Annotated in this window: 21 protein-coding genes; 16 read left to right on the plus strand and 5 right to left on the minus strand. The window is 68.3% G+C overall.

The window, feature by feature from the left end:
• Positions 1 to 46 precede the first annotated feature (46 nt).
• The 15 genes from DEJ18_RS10200 (at position 47) to DEJ18_RS10270 (ending at position 11,566) form a co-directional block, all read left to right on the plus strand.
• Complete coding sequence (locus DEJ18_RS10200; protein ID WP_111210924.1) at positions 47 to 628, plus strand: hypothetical protein; 582 nt, start codon at positions 47 to 49, stop codon at positions 626 to 628.
• Between the two features lie 100 nt (positions 629 to 728).
• Positions 729 to 1,292 (plus strand): hypothetical protein, encoded by a 564-nt coding sequence (locus DEJ18_RS10205; protein ID WP_111210923.1) that lies wholly within the window; start codon positions 729 to 731, stop codon positions 1,290 to 1,292.
• A gap of 59 nt (positions 1,293 to 1,351) precedes the next feature.
• Positions 1,352 to 1,606: a hypothetical protein gene (locus DEJ18_RS10210; protein WP_111210922.1), complete on the plus strand. Its 255-nt coding sequence runs from the start codon at positions 1,352 to 1,354 to the stop codon at positions 1,604 to 1,606.
• Positions 1,607 to 1,621: 15 nt separating this feature from the next.
• Complete coding sequence (locus DEJ18_RS10215; RefSeq protein WP_111210921.1) at positions 1,622 to 4,303, plus strand: tape measure protein; 2,682 nt, start codon at positions 1,622 to 1,624, stop codon at positions 4,301 to 4,303.
• Between the two features lie 3 nt (positions 4,304 to 4,306).
• On the plus strand, positions 4,307 to 5,086 hold the full coding sequence (locus tag DEJ18_RS10220) for a hypothetical protein (protein ID WP_111210920.1): 780 nt from the start codon (positions 4,307 to 4,309) through the stop codon (positions 5,084 to 5,086).
• 14 nt (positions 5,087 to 5,100) lie between these two features.
• On the plus strand, positions 5,101 to 6,189 hold the full coding sequence (locus tag DEJ18_RS10225) for a hypothetical protein (protein WP_111210919.1): 1,089 nt from the start codon (positions 5,101 to 5,103) through the stop codon (positions 6,187 to 6,189).
• A gap of 13 nt (positions 6,190 to 6,202) precedes the next feature.
• A complete protein-coding gene (locus DEJ18_RS10230) occupies positions 6,203 to 6,982 on the plus strand; it encodes a hypothetical protein (RefSeq protein WP_111210918.1) in 780 nt (259 codons plus the stop codon).
• Positions 6,983 to 7,034: 52 nt separating this feature from the next.
• Positions 7,035 to 7,463, plus strand: a complete 429-nt coding sequence (locus DEJ18_RS10235; RefSeq protein WP_146241594.1) for a hypothetical protein — start codon at positions 7,035 to 7,037, stop codon at positions 7,461 to 7,463.
• Positions 7,460 to 8,560 carry a hypothetical protein gene (locus DEJ18_RS10240; RefSeq protein WP_146241593.1) on the plus strand — a complete coding sequence of 367 codons (1,101 nt, stop codon included), beginning with the start codon at positions 7,460 to 7,462 and terminating at the stop codon, positions 8,558 to 8,560. The genes DEJ18_RS10235 and DEJ18_RS10240 overlap by 4 nt, the downstream gene beginning before the upstream one ends.
• Entirely contained in the window at positions 8,560 to 9,291 is a 732-nt protein-coding gene (locus DEJ18_RS10245) for a hypothetical protein (RefSeq protein ID WP_111210915.1), read from the plus strand. The genes DEJ18_RS10240 and DEJ18_RS10245 overlap by 1 nt, the downstream gene beginning before the upstream one ends.
• 65 nt (positions 9,292 to 9,356) lie before the next feature.
• Complete coding sequence (locus tag DEJ18_RS10250) at positions 9,357 to 9,515, plus strand: hypothetical protein (protein ID WP_181434228.1); 159 nt, start codon at positions 9,357 to 9,359, stop codon at positions 9,513 to 9,515.
• Entirely contained in the window at positions 9,512 to 10,348 is an 837-nt protein-coding gene (locus DEJ18_RS10255) for a hypothetical protein (protein ID WP_111210914.1), read from the plus strand. Before DEJ18_RS10250 ends, DEJ18_RS10255 begins: the two co-directional genes overlap by 4 nt.
• Positions 10,348 to 10,668 (plus strand): hypothetical protein, encoded by a 321-nt coding sequence (locus tag DEJ18_RS10260; protein WP_111210913.1) that lies wholly within the window; start codon positions 10,348 to 10,350, stop codon positions 10,666 to 10,668. The genes DEJ18_RS10255 and DEJ18_RS10260 overlap by 1 nt, the downstream gene beginning before the upstream one ends.
• Positions 10,665 to 11,174: a hypothetical protein gene (locus DEJ18_RS10265; RefSeq protein WP_111210912.1), complete on the plus strand. Its 510-nt coding sequence runs from the start codon at positions 10,665 to 10,667 to the stop codon at positions 11,172 to 11,174. The genes DEJ18_RS10260 and DEJ18_RS10265 overlap by 4 nt, the downstream gene beginning before the upstream one ends.
• Positions 11,171 to 11,566 (plus strand): hypothetical protein, encoded by a 396-nt coding sequence (locus DEJ18_RS10270; protein WP_111210911.1) that lies wholly within the window; start codon positions 11,171 to 11,173, stop codon positions 11,564 to 11,566. Before DEJ18_RS10265 ends, DEJ18_RS10270 begins: the two co-directional genes overlap by 4 nt.
• A 55-nt stretch (positions 11,567 to 11,621) precedes the next feature.
• Here DEJ18_RS10270 and DEJ18_RS10275 read toward each other — a convergent pair whose 3' ends face one another.
• The gene (locus tag DEJ18_RS10275) at positions 11,622 to 12,347 is read right to left on the minus strand and encodes an SGNH/GDSL hydrolase family protein (RefSeq protein WP_111210910.1); all 726 of its coding nucleotides are present in this window, start codon (positions 12,345 to 12,347) and stop codon (positions 11,622 to 11,624) included.
• Positions 12,348 to 12,483: 136 nt separating this feature from the next.
• Here DEJ18_RS10275 and DEJ18_RS10280 point away from each other — a divergent pair, with 136 nt between their 5' ends.
• Positions 12,484 to 13,764, plus strand: a complete 1,281-nt coding sequence (locus DEJ18_RS10280; RefSeq protein WP_146241592.1) for an O-antigen ligase family protein — start codon at positions 12,484 to 12,486, stop codon at positions 13,762 to 13,764.
• Here DEJ18_RS10280 and DEJ18_RS10285 read toward each other — a convergent pair.
• The 4 genes from DEJ18_RS10285 to DEJ18_RS10300 form a co-directional block, all read right to left on the minus strand.
• Entirely contained in the window at positions 13,761 to 13,943 is a 183-nt protein-coding gene (locus DEJ18_RS10285; RefSeq protein WP_146241591.1) for a hypothetical protein, read from the minus strand. The two genes, DEJ18_RS10280 and DEJ18_RS10285, sit on opposite strands and share 4 nt — an antisense overlap.
• An 83-nt stretch (positions 13,944 to 14,026) precedes the next feature.
• Positions 14,027 to 14,317 (minus strand): hypothetical protein, encoded by a 291-nt coding sequence (locus tag DEJ18_RS10290; protein WP_111210907.1) that lies wholly within the window; start codon positions 14,315 to 14,317, stop codon positions 14,027 to 14,029.
• Positions 14,318 to 14,419: 102 nt separating this feature from the next.
• Positions 14,420 to 14,707 carry a hypothetical protein gene (locus tag DEJ18_RS10295; RefSeq protein ID WP_111210906.1) on the minus strand — a complete coding sequence of 96 codons (288 nt, stop codon included), beginning with the start codon at positions 14,705 to 14,707 and terminating at the stop codon, positions 14,420 to 14,422.
• 58 nt (positions 14,708 to 14,765) lie between these two features.
• Entirely contained in the window at positions 14,766 to 15,476 is a 711-nt protein-coding gene (locus DEJ18_RS10300; RefSeq protein WP_111210905.1) for an MmpS family transport accessory protein, read from the minus strand.
• Between the last annotated feature and the right edge of the window lie 90 nt (positions 15,477 to 15,566).

Raw genomic sequence — 15,566 nt, forward strand, 5'->3', positions numbered from 1 at the left:
CGGAGCCGACGCTGCGGGGGTCTTCCACGTACGAAGGAGCAGCCCCATGTCCGCAGACCAGTACGGGAACGACGTCACCGCCGTCGGCATCCCCGTCACCGGCTTCGCCGGCTACGCCCCGAAGGGCACCATCAAGCCGACCCCGGCCGAGGGCGGCGCCGCCGACTTCACCCTCCCGGCCGCGTTCAAGAAGCTCGGCCTCCTCACCGAGGACGGCGGCTTCGAGTGGACGCTCGAGCCCGACGGCGACCCGATCATGTTCTGGCAGGACGGCTACTCAATCCCGTCCGGGCTCGCGAACGCCGAGTGCGTCGCGAAGCTCGCGCAGTACGACGACATCGTGCGGCAGGTCTCGTGGGGCAAGGTCCCGGACGAGAACGGCTACATCACGATCGACGCCGGCGGCCACGCGCTCGAATTCGTGCTGTTCACCGAGGAGATCTTCAAGAACGGCGTCATCCGCCGCCGCGTCGCCGACATCTCCGTCTCCGGCGCGAAGGTCGACAAGTCCGAGCGCGGCACCGTCAACGGCACCGAGCTCACCTTCAAGGCGAAGCGCTCCGCGGACCTCAACAACGAGCACATCGGTGAGTGGCTGACCCCCGCCGCTGCCGCCGTCGCGTCCTGACCGGCCGCGTCTGACCTGTGGGGGCCGAGCAGTGGATGCCTCGGCCCTCACAGCCCCACCCTTCCCGCATCCACACCCCGCATCCACGAGGAGCATCCACATGTCCGACCCCACCACGCCCCCGACCGACGAGCAGACGCCGGAAGCGATCCAGGCAGCGACCGAGGCGAACAGCGGCCCGTTCGCCGTCGAGCGCCCGGCGACGCCGTACCAGGAGTACCGCTCCGAGGTCCCCGCCGCCCTCGCGAAGGCGAACGAGCCCGCACCCGTGCCCGCCCCGGTCGCTGTGCCGTCCGGTCCGACGCCGGGCAAGAAGCCCGAGTTCCTCGTCGTCGAGAACAGCCTGAAGTGCCAGACCGAGGAGGGCGAGATCTCGCTCGATCTCCGCCTGCCGATCCCGCAGCTCGAGAAGTTCATGACGGCGCAGGAACTCGAGCCGATGAAGATCCCGCGGTTCGTCCTCGACGAGCTCCTGCCCGAGCCCACCTCGCAGCGGCTCCTGTCCCTCGCCGACGGCGCGCAGGCGTACAAGATCGTCATGCGCTGGGCGCAGGAGGTGGGCGCGCGACTCGGGGCCAGCCTGGGGGAATCGCCCAGCTCTACCGACTCGTCGGAGAGCACCGGTCAGCCCTCCGAGCCGACTTCCGCACCCGCTACGGCCTGAGCCTCGACGAGATCGGTCGCAGCGTCTCCTATCCGGAGGCGATCGACCTCGTCGCTGAGTTGCGCCGCGACTTCGGCTCGCATCTCACCGCCGCGCTGAACGACTGGCAGTTCGCGGTGTCGTACGGGGAGCTGATGACGGCGCTGCAGACGCAGTCGGTCCTCAACGTGAACCGCGACGAGAAGGAACACCCGGACCCGATCCGGCTGCCGATGCCGTGGCCCGAGGGCACCGGGAAGCACGCCGACGTCACACCCGAGGAACGCGCCGCGCTGCGCGCCCAGCTTCTGCGACGGTCCGCCTTCGCATCGTAGGAACGGAGGCCGCCGTTGAGTGAGGTAGCAGAGGCAACAGTCCCGGTCTTCCCCACCTTCGTCGGCTTCCGTTCCGCCGTCGTCAGCGAAGCCGACTCCGCGGCCGACAGCGCCGGCACGAAGTTCGGCTCCCGCTTCGGGAAGGGCATCCTCGGCGCAGCGAAGGGCGTCGCGGTCGGCGTCGGCGCGGCCATCGCGACCGCCGGTGGCGCCGCTGCGGTCGGGATCGGCGGGATCTTCAAGAAGGGCCTCGACCGTGCCCTGAACATCCAGGACGCGAAGCAGCAGCTCGACGGCCTCGGGCACTCGGCGAAGTCCGTCGAGACGATCATGACGAACGCCCTCGCCTCGGTGAAGGGCACCGCGTTCGGCCTCGACACCGCGGCGACGCTCGCGGCGACCGTCGTGGCCGCCGGCATCAAGCCCGGCCAGGAGCTCGAGCGGACCCTGAAGCTGACGGCCGACGCGGCGACGATCGCGAAGACCGGCCTCGGCGAGATGGGCGACATCATCGGCAAGGTCGCCTCCTCCGGGAAGCTGTCCACCGACGTCCTGAACCAGTTCTCCCAGCGCGGTGTGCCGCTGCTGCAGTTCGTCGCGAAGGAGTACGGCGTCACCGCCGAAGAGGCCTCCGAGATGGTCTCGAAGGGGAAGGTCGACTTCGCCGGCTTCCAGAAGGCCCTCGAGGCTGGCGTCGGTGGCGCTGCACTGTCGTCCGGGGCGACCGCCCGCGGCGCGTTCAAGAACATCGGGGCCGCCTTCGGCCGCCTCGGCGCGATGTTCGCCCAGCCCGCCGTGAACGCCGCACCGCGACTGTTCCAGTCCACGGCTGGGGCGATCGACCGGGCTGCGGCAGCGCTCACCCCCTACGCGGACGCGTTCGCGGCGAAGCTCGAGCCCGCACTCGAGGCTGTGTCGGCGAAGCTCGACAGCATCGACTTCGGCGCGGCCGTCGAGAAGGCAGCAGTCTTCGTTCGCGGCGTCGTCGCGGTCATCCGCACCGGGGTCGCCGGCGACGGGTTCTCGTTCGACCTGACCAGGGCGTTCGGCCTCGACAAGGCACCGGTGATCTTCCGGCTCGCCTCCGGTGTTCGTGACGCCGTGCTCGGCGTCGTCGACGTCGTGAAGATCCTCGCCGGGGACACGTCGGACGCGACCGCGATCGACCTCTCCAAGCGGTTCGGCCTGAACGCTGCCCCGACGATCTACGCCCTCGCGACGAAGGTGCACGACGCCGTCTCGACGCTGTTCACCGGGCTGAAGACGGGCGAGTTCTCCGGCGTTGGCGAGGACCTCGGCAAGGTGGCGACCGCCGCCCGGCCGCTGTTCCCGCTGTTCGTCGAGGTCGGTGCCGGCCTCGGCCGGATTTCCGGGTCCATCGGTGGGCTGATCGCGTCCGGGCTGCCCGTCGTCGGGCAGCTCCTGAACGGCTTCGCGCAGGTCCTCGACTTCCTCGGCGACCATCCCGCGGTGCTCGCTACCGCCATCGTGGCCCTCGCTGCCGCGTTCGGGGTGTTCAAGACCGGGCAGCTCGCGGCGAACACGGCGTCGGCGGCGAGCGTCGCCCTCGCGCCCCTGCAGATCGCCGCGGACCTCGCCCGCACCCGGGCGCTCGTCGCGAACACCAACGCCATGCTCGCCAACCGCACCGCCACGGTTGCAACGAGCGGCGCCACCGCAGCATCGACGCTCACCCGCCTGCCGGCGACCGCGTCGATCCTCGCGAACACGGCCAGCCTCGTCGCGAACCGCATCGCGATGACCGCGGCGGCCGTGTTCCAGCGGACCCTCGCCGCCGCGCAGGCCGTCGCGACCGCCGCGCAGTGGGCGTTCAACGTCGCCCTGTCGGCGAACCCGATCGGCATCGTCGTCCTCGCCATCGGCGCGCTCGTCGCTGGCCTGGTCTGGTTCTTCACCCAGACGAAGGTCGGGCAAGCGGCCTGGGCGGCGTTCACGACGTTCCTCTCCGAGGCGTGGACGAACATCGTCAACACCGCGAAGGTGACGTGGACGCTGCTCGTCGGGTTCTTCTCCGGTCTGTGGGCGAACCTGACGTCGTTCTTCTCGACGTGGGGTCCGACGATCCTCGCCGTGGTCGCTCCGTTCATCGGGGTGCCGCTGCTGATCGCGCAGAACTGGGACCGGATCAAGGCGTTCTTCGCCGGACTCTGGGCCGACGTGACGGCGCGATTCTCGGCAGGCGTCTCGGCGGCGCTCGAGTTCGTCCGCAGCATGCCGGGCAAGGCCCTCGCCGCCCTCGGCCGCGTCGGCTCGATCTTGCGCGACTCGGGACGGGCGTTGATCGGCGGCTTCATCGACGGCATCCGCGACATGATCGGCAAGGCCGGTGAGGTCGCGGGCTCGGTGCTGAAGAAGGTGCAGAACTTCTTCCCGCACTCGCCAGCACCGGAGGGCCCGTTCTCCGGGTCCGGGTGGCGAGCGGTCCGCACGTCGGGCCGGGCGCTGATGGACCAGTTCAACGGCGGGATCTCCGACTCCGACGTGGCGCTGTTCCAGGACGTCTCGACCGGCATCACGGGACGCCGCTTCGGCTCGGGCACCACCGTCCCTGGGGGGCGCACGGCCGCGGACGGTCCGCGTGTGCAGGTCGACGTGCACACGTCGCCGGGCATGTCCGAGCAGACCGTCGGCCGTGTCGCCGGCGACGCCGTGAACTTCGAGCTCCGGAGGGGGTAGCTGGTGAGCATCCTGACCATCACCCTCCCCGGGCTCGAGGTCCTCGGCCGTCCGCTCGACGGATCCCCACCCGACGGCGTGTACCTCGGCCCGGACGGGTTCGAGGGCTGGGACGATACCCCGGACATGCGCCGGGAGACGGTGCAGCGCGTCGCCGCGGCGGGCGACTTCGACGCGACCGGCTACGCCGACGCCCGCGTCGTGTCACTGTCCGGTCTGATCGTCTCGCCCTCCGAGGCGCGGACGCAGTACTGGACTGAACGCCTCACCGGCGTCCTGTCCGGTGGGACTACGGAGAAGATCACCGTCCGGCGCAACGGGACAGTGCGCTTCGCATCCGGTGGGCTGGTGAAGACGAAGGTCGTCACCCGTGCCCGCGCCCGGCACGTCGCGGACTGGCAGATGCAGCTGTGGTTCCCGAATCCGTTCAAGTACGGCGACGAGAACCACGTGCAGAGCGACGATGTCGGCTTCGCTGTCGTGTCGCACTACGGCAACGCGGCTGCTTCCCCGCTGCTCGTCGTCACCGGTTCCGCGCCCGGGTGGGACGTAGCGGCCCGGGGCATGAGGGTGTCTGTCACGCGTGCCCTGCAGCCCGGACAGAAGCACGTCTACGACCTCCGCACGGGCCTCCTGACGATCAACGGGTCCCCAGCACCTGCCGGGTCACTCGACGAAGCGGACACGTGGACTGTGCCTGCGGGAGACGCGATCGGGCATCGGCTGCAGGTCGGCAGCGGCACCGGCACCCTCGACGTCTACACGCCCGACACCTACATCTGAGCGGAGGTTCGGCCATGTGGACGCACTGGATCTGCGCGACGCAGACGGGGAAGAAGCTCGTCAAGGTGGAACCGGCGTCGGGGTCGTTCTCTCGCCGCATGAACGGCGTCGGCAGCGGCACGCACGAGTTCGTCTCCTCGAGTCTCGGGATCGGCGGCACCCTCGCAGCCCGGCGGACGTCGCGGCTGGACCTCACCCGCACGTGGGCGAGGACGCTCGTGCAGTGCTGGGACGACAAGCCGGTGTACGCCGGCCTCATTTCCGGGAAGTCGCGGAAGGGCGACAAGGTCACCCTGAGCACCGTCGAGATGCGTGAGGTGTTCAAGTACCGCACCACGTTCGGTCTGAACGGGTACAGCGGTTTCGAGGACGGGAAGTTCGAGCACAAGGACCAGACGCTCGCGTCGATCGCCGGGCAGCTGCTGTGGGTGCTGATGGTGGGACCGACCGACAACTGGCAGCTGCCGCTGATCCTCCCGCCGCGCGGCATGGCCGGGACGCAGGACCGCAGCTACCACGACTTCAACCTGCCGATCGTGGAGTCGGAGCTCACCGCCATCCAGGACGCCGAGGGCGGTCCGGACATCGACTTCGAGCCGTCGTGGTCGGAGGACAACACGCTGCAGTGGACGTCCCGGGTCGGGGACCTGACCGGGAACACCCTCGAGTGGAGCCTCGCCGCTGCGGCGCCGACGCTGACCGACTTCGAGTTCGTTGAGGACGGTAACGCGCAGGGCAACATCTTTTACGCCGTCGGCAACGGTCAGGACCGAGACCTGAAGGTTGCGACGTCGTCCGGGCTCCTCGCCGGCGACGACATCGCGCTCGAGCGGATCATTCAGTACTCGCAGGAGCGCAACCGGGCGGTGCTGCAGGGCAACGCGAACGAGGCGCGACGCACGTTCCAGAAGGCGACCCGGCAGTACTCGTTCAGCATGCAGGCCGACGGCTCTCCGGGTGTGCGGAACCTGCGGTTGGGGCAGACGGCCCGGACGTACACGCGGGACGACGACTGGCTGCCCGACGGGTGGGGCACGCATCGGGTAGTCGGGTTCTCCGGTGACCTGACCAACACGATCAAGCTGCAGCTGCAGACGCAGTGACGGGGAGGACAGCATGGGCCGCCTCGACAACCTGAGCGGGAACCGCGAGCTCGAGGACCTGAAGCGACGCGTCCGGGATCTCGAGTCGCGCACGCCGCTGTCCGACGCCGCCGTGTCTGGTGGCCGGACTCGGTTCATCGGCGAGAACTCGTTCCTCATTGAGGGTTCCGGTGGGGTCTCCGGCACGCTCACCATCGACGGCCTTGAGGTCGTGGATGGTGAACTGCGCATCAGGGGGCAGCTCAACGTGACGGGGCCAACGAAGCTCGGCGGCGCGACGGACATCACCGGTGACACGAGCGTGACGGGCCGGTTCGACATCACCGGGCCGGCGTCGATCGACGGTGACACGGACATCACCGGGAAGCTCACCATCAAGGGTGACACCACCGTCACGGGTCCCTTCCACGTCGATGGAGCCGCGGACTTCGACGGCCGCCTCAAGATCAACGGTGACACCACCCTCTCCGGAGACCTCGACATCGACGACAACGGCCGGATCACGGTCGGCGGGATGACGATCGGAAAGTTCGGCGGCCGCGGGAAGGTCGACTTCGGCGTCGGCGAGCTCACGTCCGACGGGTCGAAGGTCGCCCTGCAGTCCGGCGCCGCACTCGTCGGCGTGGGCGGGGTGGCGCAGCTGACCTTCGGCGGGAACGGCATCCAGGTCGACTCGAGCGGTGCGATCCGCATCGGCGAGCTGCCCCTCGCGGACCAGCCACCGAACCTGTACATCGACTCGAACAACCGCCTCTGGCGGTCCTCCGGCAGCGCCGGCGGCGCCGACATCTGACCCGGGAAGGAACCCGATGGCTACCGTCACTGGCAAGCTCACCGACTTTAACATGCAGTCCCTCGCGGCGCTCTCGCCACGCCTGATGTTCTGCCCGTCCGGCTCCGCTGTCAGCCCAACAGCGGTCCTCGCATCCCGACCCGTCGTCGTGACTCCGGCAACGAACGGTACGTTCACCGTCGAGCTGCAGCCGACAGATCAGCTCCGGCCCGAGGGCACGTACTACACGCTGCGCGTCGAGTGGCTGGACGCCACGGGCGGTTTCGTCGCAGTCGACCTGCTCGACTGGCCCATCTTCGTGCCATCCGGCGGGGGCTCCCTCGCGGACCTCGTCGACGCGCCGGCCGGGCCCGCGCTGATGTGGACATCTCTGGAGGAGCCGCCGTTCCCCAAGCCAGGGATGCGGTGGCTTCAGTCGAACCCGAACGACCTGGCCGATCCGGCGAACACCGGAAACCTCTACGAGTGGAGCGCAGCGTGACCTGGACTCTCATCGCCAACATCCGTGGCCCGCAGGGTAACAAGGGTGAGCAGGGCACCCCGGGGCAGGGGTTCGGCACCAACGCCGTCGAGTTCATCGCCGACTCGCCCGAGACGGACTGGGACGTCGCCCTCGGCTACCGCGACGACACGGGCGCCGCCCGCATCCTGATCGGACGCCGGAAGGACGGCACCTGGTACCCGGAGGAGTTCGGCGGCACCGGCGGCGGCACGGGAACGACACCGATCGTGCGATGGGGGGACTCCCTGACCGCCAACTCGGAGTCCTCGGCCGCGCAGCTCAGTGCACTCCTGAACAACCGGACCGTGGTGACGCAGGGCATCGGCGGTCAGACGTCGCAGGCGATCGCGGCGCGCAACGGCGGCGTGCCGACCCGGGTCACGGTCACCGGCGGCGTCATCCCCGCCTCCGGCAGCGTCACCATGCGGCTCACGGTACGGCTCCGCTCCGACCTCACCGGCAGCACGCCGCTCGTCGTCGCGGGCGTCGCCGGCACGTTCGTCGCGACGGACTCGTCCGACTATCTCACTGGCACCTTCACGCGGACCAAGGCAGGAATGCCCGCCGTCGTGCCGAACGGTGAGCCCGCACAGACCGGGTACGACTACCGGGACATGTGGCCGATCTACTGGTACGGCCGGAACAACTTCAAGCAGACCGACACGGTCGGTCGCACCGACTTCCCTGAGCGGATCGTTGCGGACATCCGCGGGAGCCTCGAGTGGAACAACTGCCGCGACCGAGCGCTGGTTCTGTCGATCCCGCCGTGGGTCGGTGAGGAGTCCGGGAAGGGTATCCGGGCGAAGCTCGACGAGGCGAACGCTGCGCTGCGCGATGCGTTCCCGCGGGAGTACGTTGACACGGCTGCGCGGCTCCGCAACGCGGACGTCATCCGGGCGACGGGGAACACCCCCACTGATCAGGATCTCGCGGACATCAGCAACGGGCTGACGCCGACGGTGTTCCGACTGCACAACAGCGACGGCTCGGTCGATGCAGGCCACTTCGGCAGTGTCGGCTACCAGGCTCTGTACATGGTGATCGCGGAGATCTACGCGGCGAGAGGGTGGAACTGATGGGGATCATGCTGCTCGGAAAGGCTTCGAACCCGAACCTGTCCGATCCGAGGGAACCGGACCCGCTGTACAGCCTCGGCCCGAAGGACTACTCCCACAGGTGGGCTGCCGAACGTGTGGTCGGCAACGTCGGCGACACGATCACACGATGGCCGGACCTGGTCGGTTCCGACGACCTGCGCACCCCCTCGGGTGGCACCGGCTTCATCCTCGGCACGAACACGAGCCAGCGGGTTCTCCGCATGACGTCGGTCTCGTCATCGATGGTGAGCACGACGTCGGCACCGCTCGGGAAGCCGGGCACGATCGCTGTCGCTGTCCTGATCGATGCCGCCAGCTCGGGATCGGGCAACCGGTACGCCGGCCGTGCATTCGGGATCCGCTTCTACCGCGCCGGCAACAAGCTGGTCGGTGTCACGGGGTCCGGCGGGTTCATCACCGTGGCGGGCACCGCGTCCGGGTGGGCGGTGATGATCGTCGCGGTCAGCGGAGCGTCGCCCCTGACGGGTGCCGGCGACCTGGTCGTGAACGCGAATGGCACCGAGGTCATCACCCCGTCCGCTCCGATCACGCCGAGCTCGTCGTTCACACCGTTCGGTCTCGACTCGATCCAGACGTCCCCGGCGGTCGAAAACCAGTACGCCGAGGCCGTCGTGTGGGACCGCATGCTGACCGCATCGGAGCGTGGTCAGGTGCTCGGCGCGATGCAGGAGCACTACGCGTTCCTCTGATTTCCACTCCCCGCACCGTTTCACGCCGTCCCGACCGGGGCGGCGTTCGTCGTTCAAGGAGCCTCGTGAGCACACCCATCTACGACCAGCTCGACGCCGAACACGAGTCGACGGTCGTCATCCCCGACGACGCCCACGTGTGGACAGATGACGACCACCTCACCGTGGCCGACGCCCCCGCCGTCAACGGCACCGCCGACCAGGCAGGAGGGCTGACGCTGTGAGCATCCTCGACTCCGTCGCAGCCATCCGTCGCGCGACCGCGCAGCTCGGCCAACCCGACGGCGCGGGCGCTTGCCTGGCGAACGTCTTCAAGTGGTTCGGATCCGTGCAGTCGATCGGCCCCGGCGCGGGCGACTACGACTGGGCGATAAAGGGCTGGACGTACGCACCGGCCAGCGACCGCCACCACGACGACTACTCGCCGCCGGCGGGAGTGCCCGTGTACTACGGCCCGGTCAGCTCTCCCCGCTGGGCGGGCGACCGGAACTACCCGTGCGGCGACATCGGCTTGTCGATCGGCCGCACGGCGTTCGCTCGCGAGTCAATGGGGATCTTCACCGACTCGCCGACGGGGAACACGGGCCTGATGTCGATCAGCGCTCGAGCACGCCAGATCGGCCGTCCCTACCTCGGCTGGACGGGAACCTTCCTCGGCCACCAGACCTCGGCGGGCAACGCCTACGGCAAGCCCGTCCCCCCGGCCGTGATCGTCACGGTCGGGAAGACCCCCGTCAAGATCGACCCCACGGTAGGAGACCGCATGTACGCCATCCGCAACAACGCGAAGGGGACCGCCGGGTACGGCGCGATCTACGCGCTCGCCCCCGGCTTCGTCCGCCACCAGGTCAACAACGGAGCGTCGCGGCCGCCGCTGCGTCTGCAGACGATCGTCGGCGACGCACGCGACATCGGCGACGAGAACACGCTCAAGGACGTGCTCGAGGCGTTCGGCCTGCCCCGCGAGGCGTCCGACCCGAACTGGGTCGTCCGCCACGCGAACGTCGACAGCCGCACCTACTCGGCGCTCGTCGCAGCGATGAAGGCGGGTGCCTGATGGGTGACCACGAACAGAAGACCGGCGGTCGGCTGCGCGAGCTCACCGCCATGCTCGGCGCGCGGGCGAAGAAGGCGTACTCCGCCGGTGTCGCCGGTGCCGCTCTCGCGATCGGCGGCATCTCGGTCGCCGGGTTCTGGGCTGACGGGAAGGTCGACACCGAGAAGGTCGCCGCGGCGGCCGGGAGCATCGTCGTCGGATTCGTCGCTGGGTTCCTCGCCGCGTTCCTCCCGAGGAACGCGGTCGCCCCTCCGCCTGGCCCACAGTCGGCGCAGCCCGGCCCCCCGACGACGGACTACCGCGACGAGCAGGCCCCGTGAACGCGCGCAGCCGCCGTCTCCGCGTCGCGATCGGCAAGGCGTGGGGTGAGGACGTGCAGTACGAGCCGCACCCGTCGCTGTACGTCACCCTCACGGTGAAGTACGCGTTCCTCGCCCTCTACGGCGTCCTGACGGCCATGTTCGGCATCACGACGGTGGAGGTCACCCTCGGCCGTGCATGGTCCGTCGGGATCCCGGCGATCATCATCCTCGCGTCCGTGGCATCGATGATCGGCGTGCAGGTCTCAAAGCGGTACCGAGAGCGGCTGCCGTCCCGGCACCCCCTGCCGGAGCGGGTGCTGCTGGTGGAAATCATCGCCGAGTACGTGCTGATCCTGAGCCTGTTCGCCTACTCGGTGTCGATCATCGTCCGCACCCACACCGACGGGGACTGGGAACGCCTCGCGTACGCCGTCCTCCCGATGGCGGTGTCCGTCGTCCCGTTCTACCGAGCGCTGCACCTGTCGGAGCGCGAGGAGGTCCCCAAGCCGAAGGAGACCACGTGAGCGACTCCGTCCTCATCGCCCTCATCACCGCGGGCGGCGGATCCGTCGGCGCCGTGCTGCTGTTCATCCAGCGTCGCCTCCCGCCGCGTCCTGCTTCGGCTCGCGACGTGGCGATCACGGAGGTGTGGGCGGAGCTTCGGCTGGTCCGGGCTGAGCTCGCCGAGGTCGTGCGTGAGCGCGACGCGTCCCGTGATGCGGTCGCCGTCATCACCGAATCGAACGACGCGCTGACCGCGGCCGTCGACGCGCTCACGGCCGCCGTCGAGCGGACGAAGCCTCCGATCGTCTTCACCATCGCGGAGCAGCAGGCCATCGACCGGGCGAAGTCAGTCCGGCGGCCGCACGACGACAGCGCCTGGCCGACTCTCGGTGGTCGACCGGCACCGGCATGAGCAGACCCCCTCGGGTTCCTTCGGGATCTCGAGGGGGTCTTCCGTCGTTTCCTGCTCAGGACGCGGGCAGCGCCTCCGCAATGGCAGTCGCGATCGCGGCGTGCCCGTCGTCGTTTGGGTGCACGCTGTCCGCGCTGAGCAGTTCGGGGTGCCCATGCAACGGTTCACCGATGTCGAGGTAGTCGACGTCGGCGGCCTCAGCGGCCGACTTCACAGCGTCCTGCACGCCTGCGAGCTTCGTGCTCGGGGCGTCGTCGTCCCAGACCGGAGACGTCACGTAGATCTTCGCGTCCGGGAGGGCGTCCTTGACGCGCTGCAGCGTGGTAGCGGCGTTGGCTCGCACTTGCTCTGCGGGGAACGTTGTGTCGTTCCGGCCGCCACTGATGATGACGATGCTGGGCTTCGCGTCGAGCGCTTCTGCGAGGTGGTCCTGGTAGGCGGAGCCGCAGTTGCCAGGGTTGACGTAGCCGCCGCCGCCGCAAGCGACGATGGTGAAGCGCCAACCTTCCTTGTCGGCGAGCACCTGGGGGAACGCCTTGCTCTTGTCCGTTGCTCCAGTGCCGCCCGTGTAGGAGTCTCCGATGAACGCGACCTTGTCGCCGAGCTGGTGCGGGGCAGAAGTAAGCGTTGGGACGGGTGAGGCTTCCGCGCCTGCTGCTGGCTTCGAGTCGTTGACGTGCTGCGTGGCGAGCACGACCATCATGATCGCCATGATGGCGACGAGCACGACGATGATGCCCTTGTACGACCGCGCGAACCAGGCGACGAATCCGTTCCCCATGGTGCTGATACTAAGGGACCCTCATGACACGTCCTCCGCGCCGATGAACTCTCGACTGCACCTCATCAAGCTCGTGGGCCCCGTCTTGGCCGTACCCGCGTGCCGTCGTATCTCGGGCTGTCGTTAGAGTGTGCTCATGATTGGGGCGAGCATGGACGGAAGCGACGGGTTCCTCACCCGCATGTCGCGGCGGCTCTTCTACGTGGGCCTCTTCGCTTCCTCGCTCCTCGCCCTTCGCCTCGGTCCCTTCACCGTCGGCGACTTCCTCATCGTCGGCAGTGCCTTACTGATGTGCCTCGAAGCCGGCCGACGCGTCAAGCCAATCGGCATCGCACTCCCAGTCGTCGCGTTCGGGATTGTGATGGCGGGCCTGCTCAGCGCCTACCGGTCCGTGGACCAGCCGGAAGTGTTCGTGACCTTGGCGCGGCTCCTCTACCTGGTATGCGTCCTGCCTTGGCAGGCACGCAACCTGCTGCCTGATCGAGCACGACTGATGGTCGCGAGTGGTTGGTGGGCAGCTGGCGCAGCTGTGTGCTCAGCGGGCACGCTCCTGCAGTACCGTTTCGGGCCAGGGATCATCCCCGGCGGAACGGTAACGAACGCTGGCCGTTTCTCCGGTTTCGCTCAATCGGTTAGCGACACCGGCGCAATTGCGAGTGTCGGTCTGATCTTCGCGATCGTGGGGCTTCGCCGAGGGAACTCGCGTCGGATTCGAACCCTGTCGCTCCTTTGCGTGGGTCTGGCCTTGGTTGGGCTAGTGCTGTCAGGCAGTGTCAGCGGCATTCTCGCCGCCGGCATCGGCGTCATCTACCTGATCCTCCGTGGGAGCATCCGGCCAGGGCTTGCTGTCTTCCTGGCGGCCCTAGCTTCTGCTGCGCTCGTTGTTGCCCTGAACGTGCAGCAAGGCACCGGGGTTGCTCTGACGCCCATGGAGAGGATCCAACAGACCCTCGGTCTGTCAGCTCGCGACGCGAGCCTCAACACTTCGGCAACTCGCTTGGACACCATGCGAATAGGAGTCGACGGAATCCTCCACAACCCAATCTTCGGCGCGGGCATCGACGGTCAATCGGGCGTCGTCATCGGCGACCTGCAGGTTCACAACATCTTCCTCGCTGCCTTCTACCAAGGCGGAGCTCTGTTGTGTCTCGCGCTCTTGATCGCGGTAACTGGCCCGTGGCGCCGACTGTTCGTTCGGCGCCCGGTGCCGCTGTTCCAGATGCAGGCAAACGCGGTGTTCCTCACAGCGCTTGTCTTCGCAATGACGGGCCCGTCGTTCTACAACCGCTACTTCTGGATTCCCGTGGCGCTCTCCTACGTCGCGGCCACCGTGAAGCGGGATGAAGGCCCGACTGACGACCAGCCGATCTTGCCTGCTTCCAAGGACAACGCGCCAGTTCCAGGGCTTGCGTCCTAACTCAGGGGCCCGCTCAGCGGCCGCACTGCGTCTCGCCACACCCACGCGCTCTCGGTGGCCTGACCAAATCCCCACTCGACGAGCACAGCCCGGTCGGTCCACGCGATGACGTGCGCCTCGACCTCGAGGATGCGGTCGGGGAACTGCAACCACGCGTACACCGGGTCCGGCGTGGGCAAGTCGAAGACGGGCCCGCCGTAAGCAGCTTCCGGAAGGGACAGCGCTGGCCCGGTCGACCACCTCTCGCGTCGTCTGCGGGCCATCAGCGGGCGTTCGGGTCGAGGACGCGGCGGGTGACGTAGTCGCGGTCGACGAGGACCTCCTGCAGGCGTCCCTGCCACGCGGTCTGCACGAGGACGGCGACGTCGCTGCTGGCGATTGCGAAGCACTTCAGGTGCAGGGGGCCGGGGATCTGCTCGAACGCGATGTCTGCCCACACCGGTTGAGGAGGGTCAATGGGCGTCAGGCTGCCGGCGAGCTCCGGGTCGAAGCCGATGGGCTGGTGCAGGGTAACGTCGGGGTGCTCGGGTGGTGCCCACTGGTGCTCAGCCATGCGGTGATCCTGCCGCAAGCTTCCGACAGCACGCCTTCTGCCACCCGTCGCAAGAACACCCCCTCAGCCTGCGTCAGCCAGGGGGGGTGTTCGCGCGCGTGCTTAGGAGGCGAAATACCCGCGATTCGCGAGGTGGTCCTGGACCGCCTGGTTCTCGCGAAGCCGTGCCTGCAGGTAGGCGTCGAGCTGCCTGATCGCGAGGTCGGTGCCCGCAGGGTCCTCGCTCGGTTCGGTCCTGTCGTCCGGGAAGAACGACCACGGGACCATCGGTAGAAGTCGGGCGGTCACAACCGTGCTTGCCTCTTCGCCGGGGAAGTAGGCAGGCAACTCGACCGTGAACCGAGTTTGACCGACGTCCAAGCTGTCGAAGGTGAGCTCGAGCAGTTCCATGACACGGTCGTTCACTCGCACATCGAGGGACCCGTAACGCAGTCGTTTCACGACGCGCCTACTTCGCCGTGCCGGAGCACGTCGCGACGGCGTAGGGCCCCGTCGAGGTGGACTCCTGGATGGTCTTCCCGTCCGCGGTGATCTTGCAGGTGATCGTCGTAGCGCCGTCACCAGCCTGCGCGACGAGGGAGAAGACGCTTGAGCTGAACAGTCCCTCGTCCTTGATCTCGACGTCCTTCGTCCACGGTGCTGCTGTGGCGTTGTCCTGCTGCTGTGAGGCCTGTCCGTCGTTGATCGTGAGGTAGGTGACGCTGCCGAGCGTGGCCCCATCGCTGGTGACCTCGTAGTGTACGGTCCGGCCGCCCTCTGCAGGTGCTGCTGCAGCATCCGACGTTTCCTCGGTCGGTGCTGACGCCTCATCGCTTGACGCCGCCTGGTCGGTCGATGCGGGGGCAGACGTCTCAAGGGCGTCGGAGACGCTGTTGAACGCGGCTGCGTAGACGCTCGCGGTCACGATGCCGACGATCAGAGCGATCGCGCCGAGGATGGTGCCAGCGATCGCGAGCCCACGGGTGCGGTTCTTCTGTACGAGCCCGACGATGCCGAGGACCACGGCAACGAGGCCGAGGAAGATTGAGACGAAGTTCACGAACGGGATGGCGCAGCCGATGATGGCCACGATGCCAATGATCAGGGCCGTGAGCCCGAGCGGGTTCGAGCGCTTCGGCGCTGCGATCGGTGCAGCAGGAGCGGTCTGGTAGTCAGTCATCGGTTCCCCTTGTTGTTGCTGTGGACCGGCTGAGCCTACGGTCAGAAAATGGGCGCAGGCAGCCCCTTTACTGGGGGTCGAGTGGCTTTG

Source organism: Curtobacterium sp. MCSS17_015, assembly GCF_003234265.2.
Lineage (GTDB): Bacteria > Actinomycetota > Actinomycetes > Actinomycetales > Microbacteriaceae > Curtobacterium.

Bases quoted from the DNA above. Each gene is read 5' to 3' on its own strand.
- DEJ18_RS10200 (WP_111210924.1), top strand. From the start codon at position 47: ATGTCCGCAGACCAGTACGGGAACGACGTCACCGCCGTCGGCATCCCC.
- DEJ18_RS10205 (WP_111210923.1), top strand. From the start codon at position 729: ATGTCCGACCCCACCACGCCCCCGACCGACGAGCAGACGCCGGAAGCG.
- DEJ18_RS10225 (WP_111210919.1), top strand. From the start codon at position 5,101: ATGTGGACGCACTGGATCTGCGCGACGCAGACGGGGAAGAAGCTCGTC.
- DEJ18_RS10230 (WP_111210918.1), top strand. From the start codon at position 6,203: ATGGGCCGCCTCGACAACCTGAGCGGGAACCGCGAGCTCGAGGACCTG.
- DEJ18_RS10235 (WP_146241594.1), top strand. From the start codon at position 7,035: ATGCAGTCCCTCGCGGCGCTCTCGCCACGCCTGATGTTCTGCCCGTCC.
- DEJ18_RS10245 (WP_111210915.1), top strand. From the start codon at position 8,560: ATGGGGATCATGCTGCTCGGAAAGGCTTCGAACCCGAACCTGTCCGAT.
- DEJ18_RS10260 (WP_111210913.1), top strand. From the start codon at position 10,348: ATGGGTGACCACGAACAGAAGACCGGCGGTCGGCTGCGCGAGCTCACC.
- DEJ18_RS10275 (WP_111210910.1), bottom strand. From the start codon at position 12,347: ATGGGGAACGGATTCGTCGCCTGGTTCGCGCGGTCGTACAAGGGCATC.
- DEJ18_RS10280 (WP_146241592.1), top strand. From the start codon at position 12,484: ATGATTGGGGCGAGCATGGACGGAAGCGACGGGTTCCTCACCCGCATG.
- DEJ18_RS10290 (WP_111210907.1), bottom strand. From the start codon at position 14,317: ATGGCTGAGCACCAGTGGGCACCACCCGAGCACCCCGACGTTACCCTG.
- DEJ18_RS10295 (WP_111210906.1), bottom strand. From the start codon at position 14,707: ATGGAACTGCTCGAGCTCACCTTCGACAGCTTGGACGTCGGTCAAACT.
- DEJ18_RS10300 (WP_111210905.1), bottom strand. From the start codon at position 15,476: ATGACTGACTACCAGACCGCTCCTGCTGCACCGATCGCAGCGCCGAAG.